Raw genomic sequence first — 17,094 nt, 5'->3', positions numbered from 1 at the left:
AAGTCCTACCATGGCCCTGTGGAATTCCTTGTGCTGCTGTTGTTGATCGGTGCGATCGCTCTGTTCGTGGTGCCGTGGATCAGGCGGAGCCGGGGACCGCGAGGCGAGCTCGCGCACGGCACCCTGCTGGTCACGGGTGTCAGCCCCCGTCCGGACGACGTGACGGGGGACCAGTTCGTCACGATCTCCGGGGTGATCAACGGTCCGACGGTCAACGAGCACGTCGTCTACCAGCGCATGGCCGTCGACGTGAACAACTGGCCGTCGATGGGCGCGCTGTTTCCGGTGGTGTACTCGCCGAAGAACCCCGACAACTGGAACTTCGCTCCGCCGGAGGTGCCCGACGGACCGCCGCCGCCCCCGTACTAGGCCGCATGCCCCATGGCGGCCAATTCGATGCCGATCCTCACTTCGAGGGTGCTGACATCGACGACCGTCAGGCCGGGCAACGGCGGCGCCACCGATGAGTAACGCGCGCCGGTCGGGGTGGTGAACTGCGCGCCATGGCGGCCCTGCTCATCGGTCGACGTGATGACCCGCCAACCGGGCGCCTCCTTGGCGTAGTTGCACGCTTCGCACTCACCCAGCCCGTTGACCGCACTGGTTGGTCCGCCCCGGCGGGCGGGTTCAGCATGGTCGCGATGGCGGATCGGAGCATTGCAGTAGGGGGTCCGGCAGGTGCCGTCGCGCAGGTTGATGAACGTGGCCAACCCTTTGGGGAACAACCGCTTCCGTGACTCCATCGCGACCAGCGCGCCGGATCGAGGGTGGCGGTACAGCCGGCGAAGCGTCGCCTTCGACCGCTTGTCCGACACCGCCGCGTTGACCAGGTGACGGCCGACGGACGCGGGCACCGGTCCGTATCCGGCGATGTCGGCGGGCACATCGTCGCCGCCGAGCAGCGACTCGTCGGTGATCACGAGGTTCACCGCAACCGGCGTCGCGCTGTCGGCCGGCCGCCCGGTGACCCGCTCGACCAGCGTGTCGGCCATGACCTGACCCCGGGACCGATCGTCGAAGGTGGTGTCGGCGGACCGCTTGAGCGCCGCGTACACCGCCACCCCCTGGCCCACGGGCAGCAGCGCCGTCACATACGTCATGGCATCCGGAGCCGGGCGGCAGCTCACGTTGCGTTCGGACGCCGCCTTGGCGGCTCGATCGACCACCGCCTGCGGATCGAGCCGGTAAGCGATCTTCTTCGCGTCGGCTTCGATTCTGTTGTCGCCCAGACCGTCTAGTTTCGACATGTCGGCGCACATTTCTTCGTCCAGCACGCGACGGTCGTCGACCGACAGGCACGCCGACTCGCGCACGATCAGCGTCGCCCGCCACTCCGAGAGCACACCGCATTCCAGCGCGGCCAGGGTGTGCGGCATCTCGTGCACCAGCGCCCGGGCGAACCCGAGATGGCGCCCACCCTTGTTCGGGCAGTCACGCCGCGCCAACGCCACCTCCGAGGCCAGGCCGCGACCGCGCTTTCGCGCTGGTACCCCGGCCGCCGCCTCCGCGGCGCGGCGTAATTCGTCGAGCCGCGCGGTGGCCCGGGCCTGTGCAGCCGCCGCGGCCGACTTCTCGCGTTCCAGCGTTGCGATCCGCTCTATCAGCGCCGCCTCGTCGTAATCGAACATGTGTTCGAGTATACTCGCCATACCGACATGCTTCCGTGTTATGTCCCAAGACATCGGTGACGGTTCTGCATCGACTTCGGTGACGGTCGGTGTGTCAGGACTTCGGTGACAGTTTCCCTTGGCTTGGGGCGTGGGCCGCGGGGTCGGCCATTGCCGACGTAGTTGGTGCCGGGTGCGGGTCGGGTGTGCTCGGCGAGGACCTCGCCTTGCAGGTCGGTGATGATGATGTTGTCGCCTTCGCAGACGACGAGGACTTGTTCGAAGGCGCGTTGGGTATCAACCCTGTAGGTGACTGAGTCCAGCCCGATGGTCCCGGCGGTGCCTATCGTTCTGACACGCGTGCCCTCGGGCAGATCGGTGGGCGGCTGAGCTCGCGGGAGCCGGTATCGGCTTGGGGTCGGCGCCTCGTAGAGCGGCCGGTCAGGTTTGGGGCGGGCCGATCAGCCTTGGGGGTTGCTTGCCACGCTGTCAGGGGCGTCACACGCCCGGGCAGCCCTTGGTGGGGGCGCTCGGTGTTGTAGATGCGGTCGAATTCGTCGACCTGGGGTTGGAGTTCGGCCAGTGACTCCGCGATCGGTTGTTTATCGAGGTAGCCCCCCGCAGCATCGGGCCAGAAGTGTTACCACCAACACCACCCGAACTGTCACCGATGTCCTGATGCAGAACTGTCACCGATGTCTTGGGACATCACACCGACATGCTTCCGAAAGTGTTAGGAAGGTGCGTGTCCACACCCTTGCCGGCCGGCCTGCTGGAACTGCTCAGCAAGCCCAGCCCGTGCTTCGTCACCACCCTGATGGCGGACGGATCGCCGCAGCTCACCCAGACCTGGGTGACCACCGACGGCGAGCGCGTCGTCATCAACATCGTCGAGGGCAGCCAGAAGGAGCGAAACCTCGCGCGCGATCCACGTATCGCCCTCAACGTCGTCGACCCTGATGACGTGTTCCGCTACTACGCCGTCCGCGGCCGGGTGGCGAACATGACCACCGAGGGCGGAGCCGAGAGTATCGACGCGATCTCGCACAAGTACCTCGGTACGCCGTATCCGAACTTCACCGGCAGGCCGGAGACCCGCATCGTCGTCACGATCGATGCCGACCGGGTGATCCCGCCGGCGCGCGAATGACCGCGTTCAGCCGCGCCCGATGCGGAGCATTTCGGCCACACTGGTCAGCTTGACCCGCGGCCGACCGGCCGACTCGCCGGCTGAACGTTCGTGCTCGTCGATCACCTTCCAGTGGTCGTCGGTCACCAGGTCGGGCTGCCGGGACACGAGCCACTCGACCAGCTCGTCGGCATGGCCGTCACCGAAATCGGCGAGGGCGGCACCGCCCAGGTCCGCGATCACCGTGTCGACGGTTGCCTGCGAATCCTTCTTGTTGCTGCCGATGACGCCCGACGGGCCGCGTTTGATCCAGCCGACCACGTATTCATTGCGCCGGCCGTCGATGCGGCCGTCGGTGTGCGGGATCGTGCCGCTGCGCTCGTCGAACGGCAGACCCGGCGTCGCCACGCCGCGGTAACCCACCGCGCGAACCACCAACTGCGCGGGCAGCTCCTCCCGCTCGCCGGTGTCCTTGGCGACCACCCGGCCGTTGTCGGTCACGAGTTCGTTGCGACCCAGCACGATCGACTCGACGTGGTCGCCGCCCTTGATCTCGATCGGTGACGTGCGGAACCGGAACACGATCCGGCGGGCCGCCCCACGCGGCGGGCGGTCGGCGTAGCTCCGCATGACTTTGACGTTCTGCTTGACGACCTTCCCGGCCGCCTCGAGGTCATCGTCGGTGATGTCGGCGAAATCCGCGGGGTCGACGATCACGTCGACGTCGCCGAGCCCTTTCAGGTCGCCGAGTTCGCGCAGTTCGAGCGTGGTGAACGTGGCCTGCAGCGGGCCGCGCCTGCCGATCACGACGACCTCTTCGACACCACGCTTGTGCAGCGATTCGAGTGCGTGATCGGCGATGTCGGTACTGGCCAGCGCATCTGGATCGGTGACGAGGATGCGCGCGACGTCGAGTGCGACGTTGCCGTTGCCCACGACGATCGCGCGACCGGTCGACAGGTCGGGCCCCATCTGCTCGAAATGGGGGTGGGCGTTGTACCAACCGACGAAGTCGACCGCCGCCACACTGCCGGGCAGGTCCTCGCCCGGGATGTTCAGCGAGCGGTCGGACTGCGCGCCGACCGCATAGACGACGGCGTCGTAGCGCTCGGCCAACTCCTCGGGCTTGACGTGTTCGCCGACGGCGATGTTGCCGAAGAAGCGGAAGCGCGGGTCTCCCGAAGTCTTGTCGAACTGCGCGCTGATGGACTTGATCTTCGGGTGGTCGGGTGCCACCCCGGATCGCACGAGACCCCACGGGGTGGGCAGCATCTCGAGCATGTCGACGCGCACATCACGGACCGCGTCGTCGGCGTCGGCGAATTTGAGCAGCGAGGAGGCGGCGAAGTAGCCGGACGGGCCGGAACCGACGATCGCCACGTGGTACGGGCGCTGTTGGGGCATGTGAGGGTGCCTTCTGTCGCTGCCCGCCACGCGCAAGGGGCTGTCGCGACGCGGCCGGGCTGATTACCCGTCCGACTCTAAACGCGGCAGCTGCGCACCGAGGGCAAGTCGCGACGAACTCGCCGATCCGGCAGGCGGGCCCGCGACCGCCGTCGCACCGGCCGGTACCCTGAGTTCCCGTGGATCCTGACCGTCAATCCGACATCGCCGCCCTCGACGCCACCCTCACGACGGTGGAGCGAGTGCTCGACGTCGACGGTTTGCGGGACCGCATCAAAAAGCTCGAACAAGAAGCCTCGGATCCGAACCTCTGGGACGACCAGAACCGCGCTCAGAAGGTCACCAGCGAACTGTCCCACGCCCAGGGTGAGCTGCGCCGGGTCGAGGAACTCCGACAGCGCGTCGACGACCTGCCGGTGCTCTACGAAATGGCCGACGAAGCAGAGGGGCACGACGCCGACAACGCCACAGCCGAGGCCGACGCGGAACGCGTCAAGCTGCGTGAGGACATCGAGGCGATGGAAGTCCGCACGCTGCTGTCCGGTGAGTACGACGAACGCGAGGCCGTCGTCACCATCCGTTCCGGCGCCGGCGGGGTGGACGCCGCGGACTGGGCCGAGATGCTGATGCGGATGTACATCCGGTGGGCCGAACAGCACAAGTACCCGGTCGAGGTGTTCGACACCTCCTACGCCGAAGAGGCGGGCATCAAGAGCGCCACGTTCGCGGTGCACGCGCCGTACGCCTACGGCACGCTGTCGGTGGAACAGGGCACGCACCGGCTCGTGCGCATCAGCCCCTTCGACAACCAGAGCCGCCGCCAGACCTCGTTCGCCGACGTCGAGGTGCTGCCGGTCGTCGAGACCACCGACCACATCGACATTCCCGAGACCGACCTGCGCGTGGACGTGTACCGCTCCAGCGGCCCCGGCGGGCAGTCGGTCAACACCACCGACTCCGCGGTCCGCCTCACCCACATCCCGACGGGAATCGTCGTCACCTGTCAGAACGAGAAGTCTCAGCTGCAGAACAAGGTTGCGGCGATGCGTGTGCTGCAGGCAAAGTTGTTGGCACGCAAACGACTTGAAGAACGCGCCGAGATGGACGCGCTCAAGGGCGATGGCGGCAGCTCGTGGGGAAACCAGATGCGCTCCTATGTGTTGCATCCTTACCAAATGGTCAAAGACCTTCGGAACGACTACGAGGTCGGCAACCCGGCCGCGGTACTCGACGGTGACATCGACGGGTTCCTCGAAGCCGGGATCCGCTGGCGAAACAGGCGCGACGACGATTAGCCGATGACAGAAAGCCGATGACGAACAGCACTGTGGTGGCGCAGCCGATATCCGAACGCTGGACCGGCTTCTGGCGCGGCGAGATCGGCGAATGGATCCTCACCAGCGGGCTGCGGATCGCGCTGCTGGTGATCGGCGCTCTGCTGGCCGCCAGGTTCATCAACTGGGTGGCACAGCGGATCAGCCGACGCATCGACGCCGAATACCAGGAATCCGACCAGCTGGTGCGCACGGAAAGCGCCAAGCACCGCCAGGCCGTCGCCTCGGTCATCTCCTGGGTGTCGATCGCCATCCTCTTCGTCGTGGTGTCCGTCGAGATCACCGACGCCCTGGCGATACCGATCGGCTCACTGGTCGCCCCTGCCGCCGTGCTCGGCGCGGCGCTCGGTTTCGGTGCCCAGCGGCTGGTGCAGGATCTACTCGCCGGGTTCTTCATCATCACCGAGAAGCAGTACGGCTTCGGTGACCTCGTGGCCCTCACGGTCACCGGTGTGGCCGCCCCGGCGGAGGGCACGGTCGAGGACGTCACGTTGCGTGTCACGAAGCTGCGCTCGCCCGAGGGCGAGATGCTGACGATCCCGAACGGGCAGATCGTCAAGACCGTCAACCTCTCCAAGGACTGGGCGCGCGCCGTCATCGACATCCCGGTGCCCACGTCGGCCGACCTCAACGAGGTCAATGAACTGCTCCACGAGGTGGCCCAACGCGCGATGGGCGATCCCAAACTCCACGACCTGCTGCTGGACGCGCCGCAGATGATGGGCGTCGAGAGCATCGCCCTGGACACCGTGAACCTGCGCATGGTGGCGCGGACGCTGCCCGGCAAACAGTTCGAGGTCGGGCGCCAGCTGAGGGTGCTGGTGATCGCGGCGTTGCGCCGCGCCGGTGTCACCTCACCCGCCGACGGGGTGCCGATGGTCGGGGCGATCGTGCACCCGGCGACCGCGGGCGGCGCGGAAGAGGAGACCCAGGGGCCCGCAGGGCAGAAGTCATGAGTCCATTCGGTCTCGAGCCCCGCAGGCTCAAGGACAAGCTCGCCGGCCGGAGTTGGCCCACCTACCTCTTCGGCGGTCGGGTCCGCACCTCGACGGCGGGGCTACTGGTGCTGTTCATCGCGCTGTTCTGGGTGCAGCAGGCCTTCGAACCCGAACCGGTTGCCACGCAGGCGCCCGTTGTGGTGCCGCCCGGCTTCGTACCGGACCCCGACTACACGTGGGTGCCCCGCACTCAGGTGCAGGTCCCCCAGACGACCACGCGCCGGCCGACGAGGACCACGACGACGCCCACGACCACCAGTCCGACGCCGACCACGTCACCGACGCCGACGTCACCCACGTCGACGCCGCCGACCTCGACGCCGCCGTCGCCGACGACCACCGTGATCGACCCCGACGGTCCCGGTTTGCTACCGCCGACGACCGTCACCGAGACACCGACGCCCGCTCTCGGACCGCAGCCCCTACCCGGCCTGCCGCTGCCGCTGCCGTAACCGGGGGCCGGGTGAGTCCCCGCTACACTGGCGAGCCGTGATGATCACCCTCGACAACGTGACCAAGCAGTACAAGTCCTCGGCGCGACCCGCGCTGGACAACGTGTCACTGAAGATCGACAAGGGTGAGTTCGTCTTCCTCATCGGGCCGTCCGGCTCGGGTAAGTCGACGTTCATGCGGCTCCTGCTCGCCGAGGACTCGCCCACGTCGGGCGATATCCGGGTGTCGAAGTTCCACGTCAACAAGCTGTCCGGGCGCCACGTCCCTGGCCTGCGGCAGGTGATCGGCTGCGTCTTCCAGGACTTCCGGCTGCTGCAGCAGAAGACGGTGTTCGAGAACGTCGCGTTCGCGCTCGAGGTCATCGGAAAGCGTTCCGAGGTGATCAACCGGGTCGTTCCCGACGTGCTGGAGATGGTGGGGCTGTCGGGTAAGGCCAACCGCCTGCCGACAGAACTGTCCGGCGGTGAACAACAACGGGTGGCCATCGCGAGGGCTTTCGTGAACCGGCCGCTGGTGCTGCTGGCCGACGAGCCGACCGGCAACCTGGACCCGGAGACGAGTAAGGACATCATGGATCTGCTGGAGCGGATCAACCGCACGGGAACAACCGTGCTGATGGCCACCCACGACCATCACATCGTCGACTCGATGCGCCAGCGCGTGCTCGAACTCGAGTTGGGCCGCCTGGTCCGCGACGAGCAGCGCGGTGTCTACGGAATGGATCGCTAAGTGCGCTTTGGGTTCCTGATCAATGAGGTTCTGACCGGGCTTCGTCGCAACGTCACGATGACGATCGCGATGATCCTGACGACCGCGATCTCGATCGGCCTGTTCGGCGGCGGCCTGCTGGTCGTGCGGTTGGCAGACAACTCGCGGGACATCTACCTCGACAGGGTGGAGAGCCAGGTCTTCCTGACTCCGGAGGTCTCGGCAAGCGATCCGACGTGCGACGCTGATCCGTGTCAGACGCTGCGGACACAGCTGGAGAACCGCACCGACGTCCAGTCCGTGGTGTTCCTCAACCGCGACGATGCCTACGAGGACGCGATCCGCAAGTTCCCCCAGTACAAGGACGTCGCGGGGAAGGATGCGTTCCCGGCGTCGTTCGTCGTGAAGCTGGTAGACCCTGAGCAACACGAGGAATTCGACAAGGCGATGGTGGGGCAGCCCGGTGTGCAGGGGGTGCAGAACCAGAAGGATCTGGTCGACCGGCTGTTCGCCGTGCTCGACGGGCTGAGCAACGCCGCGTTCGCCGTGGCGCTGGTGCAGGCGGTCGGCGCCGTCCTGCTCATCGCCAACATGGTGCAGGTGGCCGCGTACACGCGACGCACGGAAGTCGGCATCATGCGGCTGGTCGGCGCGAGCCGCTGGTACACCCAGCTGCCGTTCCTGCTGGAGGCAATGCTGGCGGCCCTGCTGGGCGTGGTGATCGCGATCGCGGGCCTGGTGGTGGTCCGTGCGGCGTTCCTGGAGAACGCGCTCGACCAGTTCTATCAAGCGAATCTGATCGCGAGGATCGACTACGCGGACATCCTGTACATCTCGCCCATCCTGCTGTTCGTGGGTGTGGCGATGGCGGCTGTCACCTCGTACGTCACGTTGCGCCTGTACGTACGGAGGTAGCCATGGCAGCCAAGAAGCCCGGGGGAGCGAAGGACCGCAACAACCAGGTCGTCGCCAGTAACCGCCGAGCGCGGCACAACTACGCGATCCTCGACACCTACGAGGCCGGTATCGCCCTGGTGGGCACCGAGGTCAAGAGCCTGCGCGACGGACAGGCATCGCTGGCCGACGCGTTCGCCACCGTCGACGACGGCGAGATCTGGCTGCGTAACCTGCACATCCCGGAGTATCACCACGGCAGCTGGACGAACCATGCGCCGCGGCGCAACCGCAAGCTGCTGCTGCACCGCAAGCAGATCGATCAACTCGTCGGCAAGATCCGTGACGGCAACCTGACCCTTGTGCCGCTGTCGCTGTACTTCTCCGACGGCAAGGTCAAGGTGGAGCTGGCGCTGGCCCGCGGCAAGCAGGCCCACGACAAACGCCAGGACCTGGCGCGCCGGGACGCCGAGCGTGAGGTCGTCCGCGAACTGGGCCGTCGGGCCAAGGGCATGTCCTGACAGGAATTCCGTTGGCGCTGGCCTCCGCGGCCGGCTACGGGGTCAGTGACTTCGTCGGCGGAATCGCCTCCCGACGGGTCGCCGCGCTTCGGGTGGTGCTGGTGTCCTATCCGGTCGCGATCATCGCCGTCGGATAGGCCGGCCCCTTCCGGCGCGGTCGCACTGCCGCCCGGGTCGTTTGCCCGCTACCGTACGAACTCCACACGACCGGGACGCTTCAGCAGCGGTTGCGGGCGTCCCGTCATGGCAGTATGGGGTGATTGTCGGCATTCCAAGCGGGGGGTCTGTGGCAGTCAACAGCGCACAGTGTCGCCTCGGCATTTTTGCTGCCGTGACAGCTTTGGCGTGCGGGAACGCGCTGGCGCTGTACGGCGACGACGTCGCCCGATCGGTGGCGGTAGTGCTACAAGCAGCGATCGGCATCACGGCGATGGTGATCGGGGCGGTGGTCGCGCGGCGCTCGAAGGGTGTTTCCCGGTGGTGGCGATTGCTGGTCACCGCGGCGATGGGCAGCTGGCTGGTCGCGGAGGTTGCCTGGTTCCTCGGTGCAGCGGGCAACGGTGCGTCCGCGCCGCCGGTAGCTGTGGTCGCATACTTCCTGCCTCCGGTGTTATCACTGGCAGCGATGGTCGTGCTGGCCCGGGGCGGCGGAGGTTTGCACGGTCGACAGGATGGCCCGTTGCGTCACTCCCGTGCTGTCGCGGTGCTCGATGGTCTGGTGGCGGCGGCGGCGTTCTCGATTCTGGCGTACATCGCCGGCCTGGGCGCGATGACCGGCGCCGCGTTACCCCGATCCCAGAACACCACCGTCGTGGTCGCCTACTCGCTCCTGGAATTGATGGTGGTGGTGGTCGCGGCGTTGATGGCGATGGCATACCGTCGGGACCGGCCCTATCGCGTGAACTACCTCCTGCTTTCCGGCGGGGTGCTGACAATCGCCACTTCTGACCGGCTGGTTGCCTACCTACGGACCGTGGGCATGGAGTCGGGGGATCTGTGGGGCGGCGTCGGTTTCGCCCTTGGACCGCTCATGATTGCCTTCGCACTGGTCGAAGTGCGACCGGAGCCGGCCCGCGGGCTCGGCCAGGAAGCCATGGACTGGTTGCAGGCGTTCCTGCCCTACATCGGTTTCCTTCTGATCATCGGGTTACTGTCCTTCCACCTCCTGATCGATGCGGACATGCCCACGGCGGTGATCGGCGCAGCCGTGACGATGATCTGTCTGGTCACCGCGCGGCAAGTGGTCGCGATGCGCGCACAACGTCTGCTGACCGAGCAGCTCTACGAAGCCCAGAGTCGGCTTGCACACCAGGTTCACCACGACTCGCTCACCGGACTGCCCAACCGACTGCTGTTCGCCCAGCGACTCGACGAGGCGATGCGCGACGGAAAGTTCGTGCTGATCTTCGTCGACCTCGACGACTTCAAAGAGGTCAACGACCAGTTCGGCCACGCAGCCGGTGACGAACTGCTGTGCGCGGTCGGTGATCGACTACGCCAGTGCGTCGGGCCGTCCGACACGCTGGCACGCATCGGCGGGGACGAGTTCGCGATCCTCGTCCAGGGGCACGAGCCGCCCGAGGTCGTGGCCGACAGACTGCGGGTGGCGCTTCGGGACCCGTTCGCTGTGCACGGTTCGTCGGTGCGCGTGCGGGCGAGCATGGGATTGGTCAGGCCGTCGGCTGACGAGGCGGCGCCCACCTCGGACGATCTGCTGCGGCAAGCGGACATCTCGATGTATGCGGGCAAGCGGCTGGGCAAGGACACCGCTGTGGTGTACCGACCGTCGTCTGGTGTCTCGGTCGATTTCCCGAGCGCCCTACGTAAGGCCGACGGCGGGGTGCCGGCGGGATTTCGGCTGGCCTATCAGCCGGTGGTCAGCTTGGCGGACGCACGGCCGGTGGCTGTCGAGGCGCTCGCGAGATGGACCTCACCGAACGGGATGCAAATACCTCCGGAGACGTTCGTGGCGGTGGCCGAAGGTACCGGGCTGGGGGCCGCGCTCGACTCCATGGTGCTCGAACTGGCCTGCTGCGAGCTGGTGAGTGCCGGAGTGGATCTGGCCCTCCATGTGAACATCGGCGCTGCGCGGCTGGGTAACCGCGCCTTTGAACAGCAGGTGGCGCGAACCCTGGAGCGACACGGTATGGAACCCGACCGTCTGGTACTCGAGATCACCGAAACCGTCCCGATCGTGGACCTGGCCGAAGGGGCCGCCGCCATCAGGCGGTTGAGGGCCGTCGGCGTGAAGGTCGCGCTGGACGATTTCGGTGCGGGGTACAACTCGCTCAGCTATCTGCACGCCCTGCCGGTGGACGTGGTCAAACTCGACCGCAGCCTGGCGGCAGGCGGTGACCCCGACCGGGATCTGGCGCTGTACCGGTCGGTGATCGGGCTGTGTCATGCACTGGGCCTCGACGTGATCGCCGAGGGGATCGAATTCCCGGAGCAGGCAGACATGCTGTTGACCGCGGGGTGCCCGCTGGCCCAGGGGTACCTGTTCGGGCGGGCGATGCAACTGAGCGATGTGAGTCGCTTGGTGTCGGAGGTGCGCGAGGCGGCCATCCCCGGAATGTGACGCGGCGACGGAACAATGGGCTGGAGCGAACCGTTGGAAGTCGCGTAACATGAAGATCCCGCCGCTCGTCGGCGGGAAGTTTGACAATTTCACAGGGGGCTGAACGGTTTCGACTTCGAGTATCGAATCAAGGGAAGCGTGCCGGTGCAGGCAAGAGACCACCGTAAGCGTCGTTGCAACCAATTAAGCGCCGATACAAATCAGCGCGACTACGCTCTCGCTGCCTAAGCGAAGCTAGTCCGTCAGACCGGGAACGCCCTCGACCCGGACCCTGGCGTCATCTAGAGGGACCCACCTTCAGGCCCGGTCGCGGGACCTGGAGGGACATCAAACAGCGACTGGGATCGTCATCCTGACTTGTTCGCGTGATCAGGAGATCCGAGTAGAGACGTAGCGAACTGCGCACGGAGAAGCCTCGAGGACATGCCGTAGGACCCGGGTTCGATTCCCGGCAGCTCCACCGAATATCAGCACAAAGGTCGTCAGCGGTTTCCGCTGGCGGCCTTTGTTCGTGAACGCAAGCCCGCGGAGTGGGCAGCCGACCTACCGTTCGACGTCGGTCGCGACGCCTACGCACCGCGCCGTACTCTTCCACCGTGAACAAGATCGACCCTGACAAGCTTGCCATGTGCTTGGAGGTGCTGGCCGACATCGAGTCGTTGCCGCCCGAGCACCCCGACGCGGTAGTGGTGCGGCGGGCGACCGCGAGCGTGTTCAAGTCGGTCAAGAAGGCCCGCCGCGATGCCAAGCGCGACGCCGTGGCGGCCGCCGACCAGGCCATAACCTCCGCCACCGCCACCGGTGCGCCCGGCCGCATCGACGACGAGACCCAGGGCCTGCCACTCACCTCGACTGCGGGGGGCGCCGTCGCGGGCACGCTTCTCCGGTCGCGCGCCTGCTACATGTGCAAGAACCGCTACACGCTGGTCGACGCGTTCTATCACCAGCTTTGTCCGGAATGCGCCGCGCTCAATCACGCCAAGCGCGACGCTCGCACCGACCTCGAAGGTAGAAGCGCTCTGCTCACCGGCGGCCGCGCCAAGATCGGGATGTACATCGCGCTGCGTCTGCTCCGCGACGGGGCCCACACCACCATCACCACCCGTTTCCCGAACGACGCCGTCCGACGGTTCGCTTCCATGCCCGACAGCGCCGACTGGTTGCACCGGCTACGCGTCGCCGGCATCGACCTGCGCGACCCCGCCCAGGTTGTCGCGCTCGCAGACACCGTGGCCGCGCAGGGACCGCTGGACATCCTGATCAACAACGCCGCCCAAACGGTGCGCCGGGCTCCTGGCTCCTATGCTGCGCTGGTCGAGGCGGAACGGACCCCGGCACCCGAAATCGTCGACGTGATCAGCTTCGACCGCGTCAGCGACGCCCACCCCGCCGCGCTCGCCGGAAGCCTTGCGGCGCACCACACTCCACATGCTCCGTCTCACCCCGGGTCGCTTCGCTCCAGCCCGCCGGTCACCGAACTTGCGCTCGCCGCCCGCAGCGCGTCACCGGATCGGATCGCCGCGGGTACCGCGATCGACGCCGGTGGCCTGCTGCCTGACACCGCGTCGATCAACAGCTGGACTCAACGCGTGCATGAGGTTGACGCGATGGAACTGCTCGAGGTCCAGTTGTGCAACCAGACTGCACCTTTCATCCTGGTGAGCCGACTGCGGCCGGCGATGGCCGCGTCGTCGTTCCGCCGCAAGTACGTGGTGAACGTGTCCGCCATGGAGGGACAGTTCAGCCGCGCATACAAGGGTCCTGGGCATCCGCACACCAACATGGCCAAAGCCGCGCTGAACATGCTCACCCGCACCAGCGCCGCCGAGATGCTGGAGCGGGACGGCATCCTGATGACCGCCGTGGACACGGGCTGGATCACCGACGAGCGTCCTCATCCGACGAAGCTGCGGCTCGCCGAGGAGGGTTTCCACGCGCCGCTCGACCTCGTCGACGGCGCTGCCCGCGTGTACGACCCGATCGTTCGCGGGGAGTCCGGCGAGGACCTGCACGGCTGCTTCTTGAAGGACTATTCGCCGAGCAATTGGTAGGAGGATTCTCAGTCATCTCCGCCCTCAACGGCGCGTTGCGGTCAGGGTTTCCGTTCAGCTGTCTTCGCGGCGGCAGCCGTCGTCGTAGCGGATCGCCCACGAGGCGCACAAGGTTTCTCCGGCTCGCAGCCAGCGCAGTCCGATTCCACTGTTGAGTGCGTCGGGCTGAGCCGTCATCGGTTCGAGTGCGACCGCGGTCACGAAGCCGTCGGCAGTGGGGAACTCCCGCGTGATGAACACGTGCACGAATCCGAAATTCGCATCAGCCCACAACGAAACGGTGCGACCATCGGGTGCGCGCAAGCTGTGCACGGTGCCGCCGGCCCGTTCCCGGGGCACCGACCAGGAATCGTCGAGGTCGATGTCCGTTACCGTCCGCCCGGCCCGGAGGTCCCAATCGGTCCCCTCCACCGCGGTGGCGCCGCTGGGTATCAGCCGATCGTCGACATCGATATGGTGCACGCCGTCGACAGTGAGAGTCAGTTTGTCGGTCGGTACGTCCCCGATCGCCAGGAATGGGTGGGCACCGACAGCGACCGGCGCACAGTCCGGCCCGACGTTGCGAACACAGTGCGTGGTCACCAGCCCATCGGCCGCCAGTCGATAGTGCACCTCGGTGTCGAGGTGAAATGGATACCCGTCCTGCGGGAGGATAGGTGCGCTGAGCGTGATCGACGAGGGGCCGCGCGTAACGGGTCGATAGGCCGCGGTGCAGAGCAATCCGTGTAGGGCGGTGCCGTGGACGGGGTCGGTGATGTCGAGTTGGAGTGTGCGCGCGCCGTGCGTCCACCGCCCGTCCCGCACACGGTTGGGCCACGGGACCAGGACCTTGCCGCAGAAGAAGGGCGCCGGGGCCCGGTCGTCGATGTCCGGGGTCAGCGCGACGCCGCCGATCGAAAGGTGCCGGATGGCGGCGCCCACTCCGGTGATCACGCCGCGCACCCATCGCCCCTGCGCCCACAGGGCCAGCTCGTACCGAGTTCCCGCCGCCCCGGTCACGTCGGCTGACCGCCGGCTCCGCGGCCGGGGTGGGTGCGGACGACGGTCGGCTCACGGTAACCGGCGTGTCGCACCGACTGGCGCACCGCGTCCGCGACCGTTTCCTCCGCGGCGGCGTCGACGAGTGCGATGACGCAGCCGCCGAAACCGCCACCCGTCATCCGGGCTCCCAACGCACCCGCCTGCACCGCGGTCCGGGCGATCAGATCGATGTGCCCCGTGGTGATCTCGAAGTCGTCGCGCATTGACACATGTGAGGCGGTCATCAGGCGGCCCGCCTCGGCGAAGTCGGAATCATGAAGTGCCCGGGCGGCATCCAAGACGCGTTGGTTCTCGGTGATGATGTGGCGGGCTCGGCGGCGGTCCTCATCGTCCGGCAGAGCTGCAAGGACGCCGACGCCCCGATCCTGCACCTCCCGCAGCGATGAGACCCCCAATGCGGCGGCGGTCCGCTCACATGACGCACGTCGAGCGGCGTAGTCGCCACCCGCGTGCCGGTGCGTGGCGTGGGAGTTGATGAGGAGCAGCGCGACCCCGTGGGCATCGGGATCGAAGGTCACCGAGCGGGCGGTCAGGCGGTGGAAATCGATCAGCTGCGCGTGCCGGGGTTCAGCGAGAAGAATCGCCAACTGGTCCAACAGACCCGTTGGGGCACCGACATATTCGTTCTCCGCCCGCCGCGCGATCTGTGCTTGCTCGACCGGGTCCACGGAGTGGCCCGCAGCGGTTAGTAACGCGCCGAGTGCCGCACATTCCAGGGCAGCCGACGAAGCCAGCCCCGATCCTGTTTCGACACCACCGGAGATCGACATCGTTCCCCCGGGTGAGTGGTGTCCCGCGGACCGCAGCGCCCAGACGATCCCTGCCACATACGCTGCCCAGCCGGTGACCGCACCCGGAATCGTGTTGAGCGGGAACCGGACCGGGTGTGCTTCGCGGTCGCTGCGCACCACGAGTGAGTCGTCGGCGGTCGGCAGGTATGTGACGACGGTGCGTTCGGGTAGCGCAATGGGTAAGGCAAACCCGAAGTTGTAGTCGGTGTGCTCGCCAATGAGGTTGATTCGGCCCGGAGCCGAGTACCGGACCGGGCGTCCGAGACTCGTCGTCATCGTCACAGCTCTCGAAGCAGTTGGGCGAGGGATTCCGGACTCACGTCGTTGATGAATGCGTCCACGACCGATTCCGAACTGGCCAAATACTTGAGTTTGGTGGCACTTCGCCGGATGGAGATCACCTGGGCGTGAAAATACCCCTCGCGCTGAGTATCCGTGTACTGGTGCAGCGCCGCCATATAGGGCAACGGCTCGGCGTACATGCGGTCCAGTCGCTGCAACACCGTCTGATAGATCTCGGTGAACCCGTCCACTTCGGCATCATCGAGGTCGGTCAGGTTGTGTACGAACCGATTCGGGTAGATGTGCACCTCGACTGGCCAACGGGCCGCGAAAGGCGTGAACGCGGTGAAGGTCTCGGTGCGGGCGACGATTCGTGAGCCGGCGGTGACCTCCCTTTGGAGGATGTCGGCGAACAGATTGCTACCGCGGGAAGCACGGTGGGCGTCGGCCTCTCGCAGCATCGTCTCCGTCCGGGGCGTCACGAAGGGGTACCCGTAGATCTGGCCGTGCGGATGGGTCAGCGTCACGCCGATCTCCTCGCCCCGGTTCTCGAAACAGAACACCTGCTCGATCCCGGGTCGCCCCATCAGGTCACGCGTACGGTGTCGCCACACCTCGACAACGAGGCGGGCGTGCGCATGGTCCAGGTCGGCGAACGAGCCGGTGTGGTCGCTGGAGAAGCAGATCACCTCGCAGCGGCCATGACTCGGCGCGGACACGAAGTCCTCGCCTGACAGGGCCGGCATCCGGAACGGTGATCCACCGGCGCCGGACAAGCTGGCGAAGCGGTTCTCGAACACGGCCACGTCGTAGTCGGGCGCGGGAACCTCACTTGTCAGCCCGGACGGCCCCGGACACAGTGGGCACTGGTCGGCCGGTGGCTTGTAGGTGCGTTCCTGACGCAGCGCCGCGATGATCACCCATTGCCCGGTGGTCGGATCGAAGCGCAACTCCGACTTGGTATCCGCCTGATGGGGCAGCGCGCGCCGATCGGGGACTGGGGCGGAGCTGTGGCCTGGTAGCTCGAAGAACAGCAGATCGCGTCCATCCGAGAGCTTCCAGCGCGTTGGCGCCGTCGTCGGTATCACCGGTCGCGCAACGCTTTCCAGGGCTGTCGCCGCAGCTGCTCGCGCCGGGCTGCCTCGGCCGCGAGGATCAGCTGATAACGCTGCACCAGTTGGTCTCGCGTCATCCCGAACTCCGGGAGCACCTCGTCGGCAGGAGGCCCACCGTAGGGCGCCCAGTTGCGCATGAAGGTGACGATGTCGTGGGCGAATCGGTCAGCGATGCCACCGCCGGACAT

17 protein-coding genes, 1 other RNA gene and 1 pseudogene are annotated in these 17,094 nt (G+C 66.8%); 12 read left to right on the top strand and 7 right to left on the bottom strand.

The features are described 5' to 3' along the window. Positions 1–18: 18 nt before the first annotated feature. Positions 19–369, top strand: coding sequence for a hypothetical protein (locus I7X18_RS19925; protein WP_193043738.1), 351 nt, complete (start codon positions 19–21; stop codon positions 367–369). Here the strand turns inward: I7X18_RS19925 and I7X18_RS19920 are convergent. Together I7X18_RS19920 and I7X18_RS19915 are read right to left on the bottom strand one after the other, a co-directional pair. Then, the gene (locus tag I7X18_RS19920) at positions 366–1,649 is read right to left on the bottom strand and encodes a 13E12 repeat family protein (protein ID WP_193043737.1); all 1,284 of its coding nucleotides are present in this window, start codon (positions 1,647–1,649) and stop codon (positions 366–368) included. The genes I7X18_RS19925 and I7X18_RS19920 overlap by 4 nt on opposite strands. A 301-nt stretch (positions 1,650–1,950) precedes the next feature. Continuing rightward, the gene (locus I7X18_RS19915; RefSeq protein WP_226862839.1) at positions 1,951–2,190 is read right to left on the bottom strand and encodes an integrase core domain-containing protein; all 240 of its coding nucleotides are present in this window, start codon (positions 2,188–2,190) and stop codon (positions 1,951–1,953) included. A gap of 162 nt (positions 2,191–2,352) precedes the next feature. Here I7X18_RS19915 and I7X18_RS19910 point away from each other — a divergent pair, with 162 nt between their 5' ends. After that, positions 2,353–2,757, top strand: a complete 405-nt coding sequence (locus I7X18_RS19910; protein ID WP_232375282.1) for a PPOX class F420-dependent oxidoreductase — start codon at positions 2,353–2,355, stop codon at positions 2,755–2,757. Between the two features lie 6 nt (positions 2,758–2,763). Here the strand turns inward: I7X18_RS19910 and I7X18_RS19905 are convergent, their stop codons facing one another. Then, complete coding sequence (locus tag I7X18_RS19905; RefSeq protein WP_193043735.1) at positions 2,764–4,140, bottom strand: FAD-dependent oxidoreductase; 1,377 nt, start codon at positions 4,138–4,140, stop codon at positions 2,764–2,766. A 179-nt stretch (positions 4,141–4,319) separates the two neighbouring features. Here I7X18_RS19905 and prfB point away from each other — a divergent pair, with 179 nt between their 5' ends. From prfB to I7X18_RS19855, 10 genes and pseudogenes are all read left to right on the top strand, one after another. After that, on the top strand, positions 4,320–5,435 hold the full coding sequence (gene prfB / locus I7X18_RS19900; protein ID WP_193043734.1) for a peptide chain release factor 2: 1,116 nt from the start codon (positions 4,320–4,322) through the stop codon (positions 5,433–5,435). A 17-nt stretch (positions 5,436–5,452) separates the two neighbouring features. Further along, a complete protein-coding gene (locus I7X18_RS19895; protein ID WP_193043733.1) occupies positions 5,453–6,430 on the top strand; it encodes a mechanosensitive ion channel family protein in 978 nt (325 codons plus the stop codon). Continuing rightward, positions 6,427–6,924, top strand: coding sequence for an Rv3103c family proline-rich protein (locus I7X18_RS19890; RefSeq protein ID WP_193043732.1), 498 nt, complete (start codon positions 6,427–6,429; stop codon positions 6,922–6,924). The genes I7X18_RS19895 and I7X18_RS19890 overlap by 4 nt, the downstream gene beginning before the upstream one ends. Before the next feature lie 40 nt (positions 6,925–6,964). Beyond that, positions 6,965–7,654, top strand: a complete 690-nt coding sequence (gene ftsE, locus I7X18_RS19885; protein ID WP_193044016.1) for a cell division ATP-binding protein FtsE — start codon at positions 6,965–6,967, stop codon at positions 7,652–7,654. After that, positions 7,655–8,548, top strand: coding sequence for a permease-like cell division protein FtsX (gene ftsX, locus I7X18_RS19880; protein ID WP_193043731.1), 894 nt, complete (start codon positions 7,655–7,657; stop codon positions 8,546–8,548). It begins immediately after the preceding gene. Positions 8,549–8,550: 2 nt separating this feature from the next. After that, positions 8,551–9,048, top strand: a complete 498-nt coding sequence (gene smpB / locus I7X18_RS19875) for an SsrA-binding protein SmpB (protein ID WP_193043730.1) — start codon at positions 8,551–8,553, stop codon at positions 9,046–9,048. Beyond that, a pseudogene (locus I7X18_RS19870) lies at positions 9,045–9,179 on the top strand (EamA family transporter); the annotation flags it as partial. The gene smpB and the pseudogene I7X18_RS19870, both read left to right, overlap by 4 nt. 200 nt (positions 9,180–9,379) lie before the next feature. Then, complete coding sequence (locus I7X18_RS19865; RefSeq protein WP_404822706.1) at positions 9,380–11,626, top strand: putative bifunctional diguanylate cyclase/phosphodiesterase; 2,247 nt, start codon at positions 9,380–9,382, stop codon at positions 11,624–11,626. 95 nt (positions 11,627–11,721) lie between these two features. Continuing rightward, positions 11,722–12,089: a transfer-messenger RNA gene (gene ssrA, locus I7X18_RS19860) on the top strand. A 133-nt stretch (positions 12,090–12,222) separates the two neighbouring features. Beyond that, a complete protein-coding gene (locus I7X18_RS19855) occupies positions 12,223–13,677 on the top strand; it encodes an SDR family NAD(P)-dependent oxidoreductase (RefSeq protein WP_193043728.1) in 1,455 nt (484 codons plus the stop codon). Positions 13,678–13,731: 54 nt separating this feature from the next. Here I7X18_RS19855 and I7X18_RS19850 read toward each other — a convergent pair whose 3' ends face one another. Genes I7X18_RS19850 through I7X18_RS19835 form a run of 4 tightly spaced genes read right to left on the bottom strand, consistent with a single transcriptional unit; the run spans position 13,732 to position 17,094 of the window. Beyond that, positions 13,732–14,676 (bottom strand): aldose 1-epimerase family protein, encoded by a 945-nt coding sequence (locus tag I7X18_RS19850; protein ID WP_193043727.1) that lies wholly within the window; start codon positions 14,674–14,676, stop codon positions 13,732–13,734. After that, positions 14,673–15,785 carry a galactokinase gene (locus I7X18_RS19845; protein ID WP_193043726.1) on the bottom strand — a complete coding sequence of 371 codons (1,113 nt, stop codon included), beginning with the start codon at positions 15,783–15,785 and terminating at the stop codon, positions 14,673–14,675. Before I7X18_RS19845 ends, I7X18_RS19850 begins: the two co-directional genes overlap by 4 nt. 2 nt (positions 15,786–15,787) lie before the next feature. Further along, positions 15,788–16,879 carry a galactose-1-phosphate uridylyltransferase gene (gene galT, locus I7X18_RS19840; protein ID WP_232375281.1) on the bottom strand — a complete coding sequence of 364 codons (1,092 nt, stop codon included), beginning with the start codon at positions 16,877–16,879 and terminating at the stop codon, positions 15,788–15,790. Further along, positions 16,876–17,094: a hypothetical protein gene (locus I7X18_RS19835; RefSeq protein ID WP_193043725.1), complete on the bottom strand. Its 219-nt coding sequence runs from the start codon at positions 17,092–17,094 to the stop codon at positions 16,876–16,878. The genes galT and I7X18_RS19835 overlap by 4 nt, the downstream gene beginning before the upstream one ends.

It is taken from the genome of Mycolicibacterium baixiangningiae (assembly GCF_016313185.1).
GTDB lineage: Bacteria > Actinomycetota > Actinomycetes > Mycobacteriales > Mycobacteriaceae > Mycobacterium > Mycobacterium baixiangningiae.
Note: the sequence above shows the minus strand (reverse complement) of the source record. Positions and strands in the feature narration are given on the sequence as shown.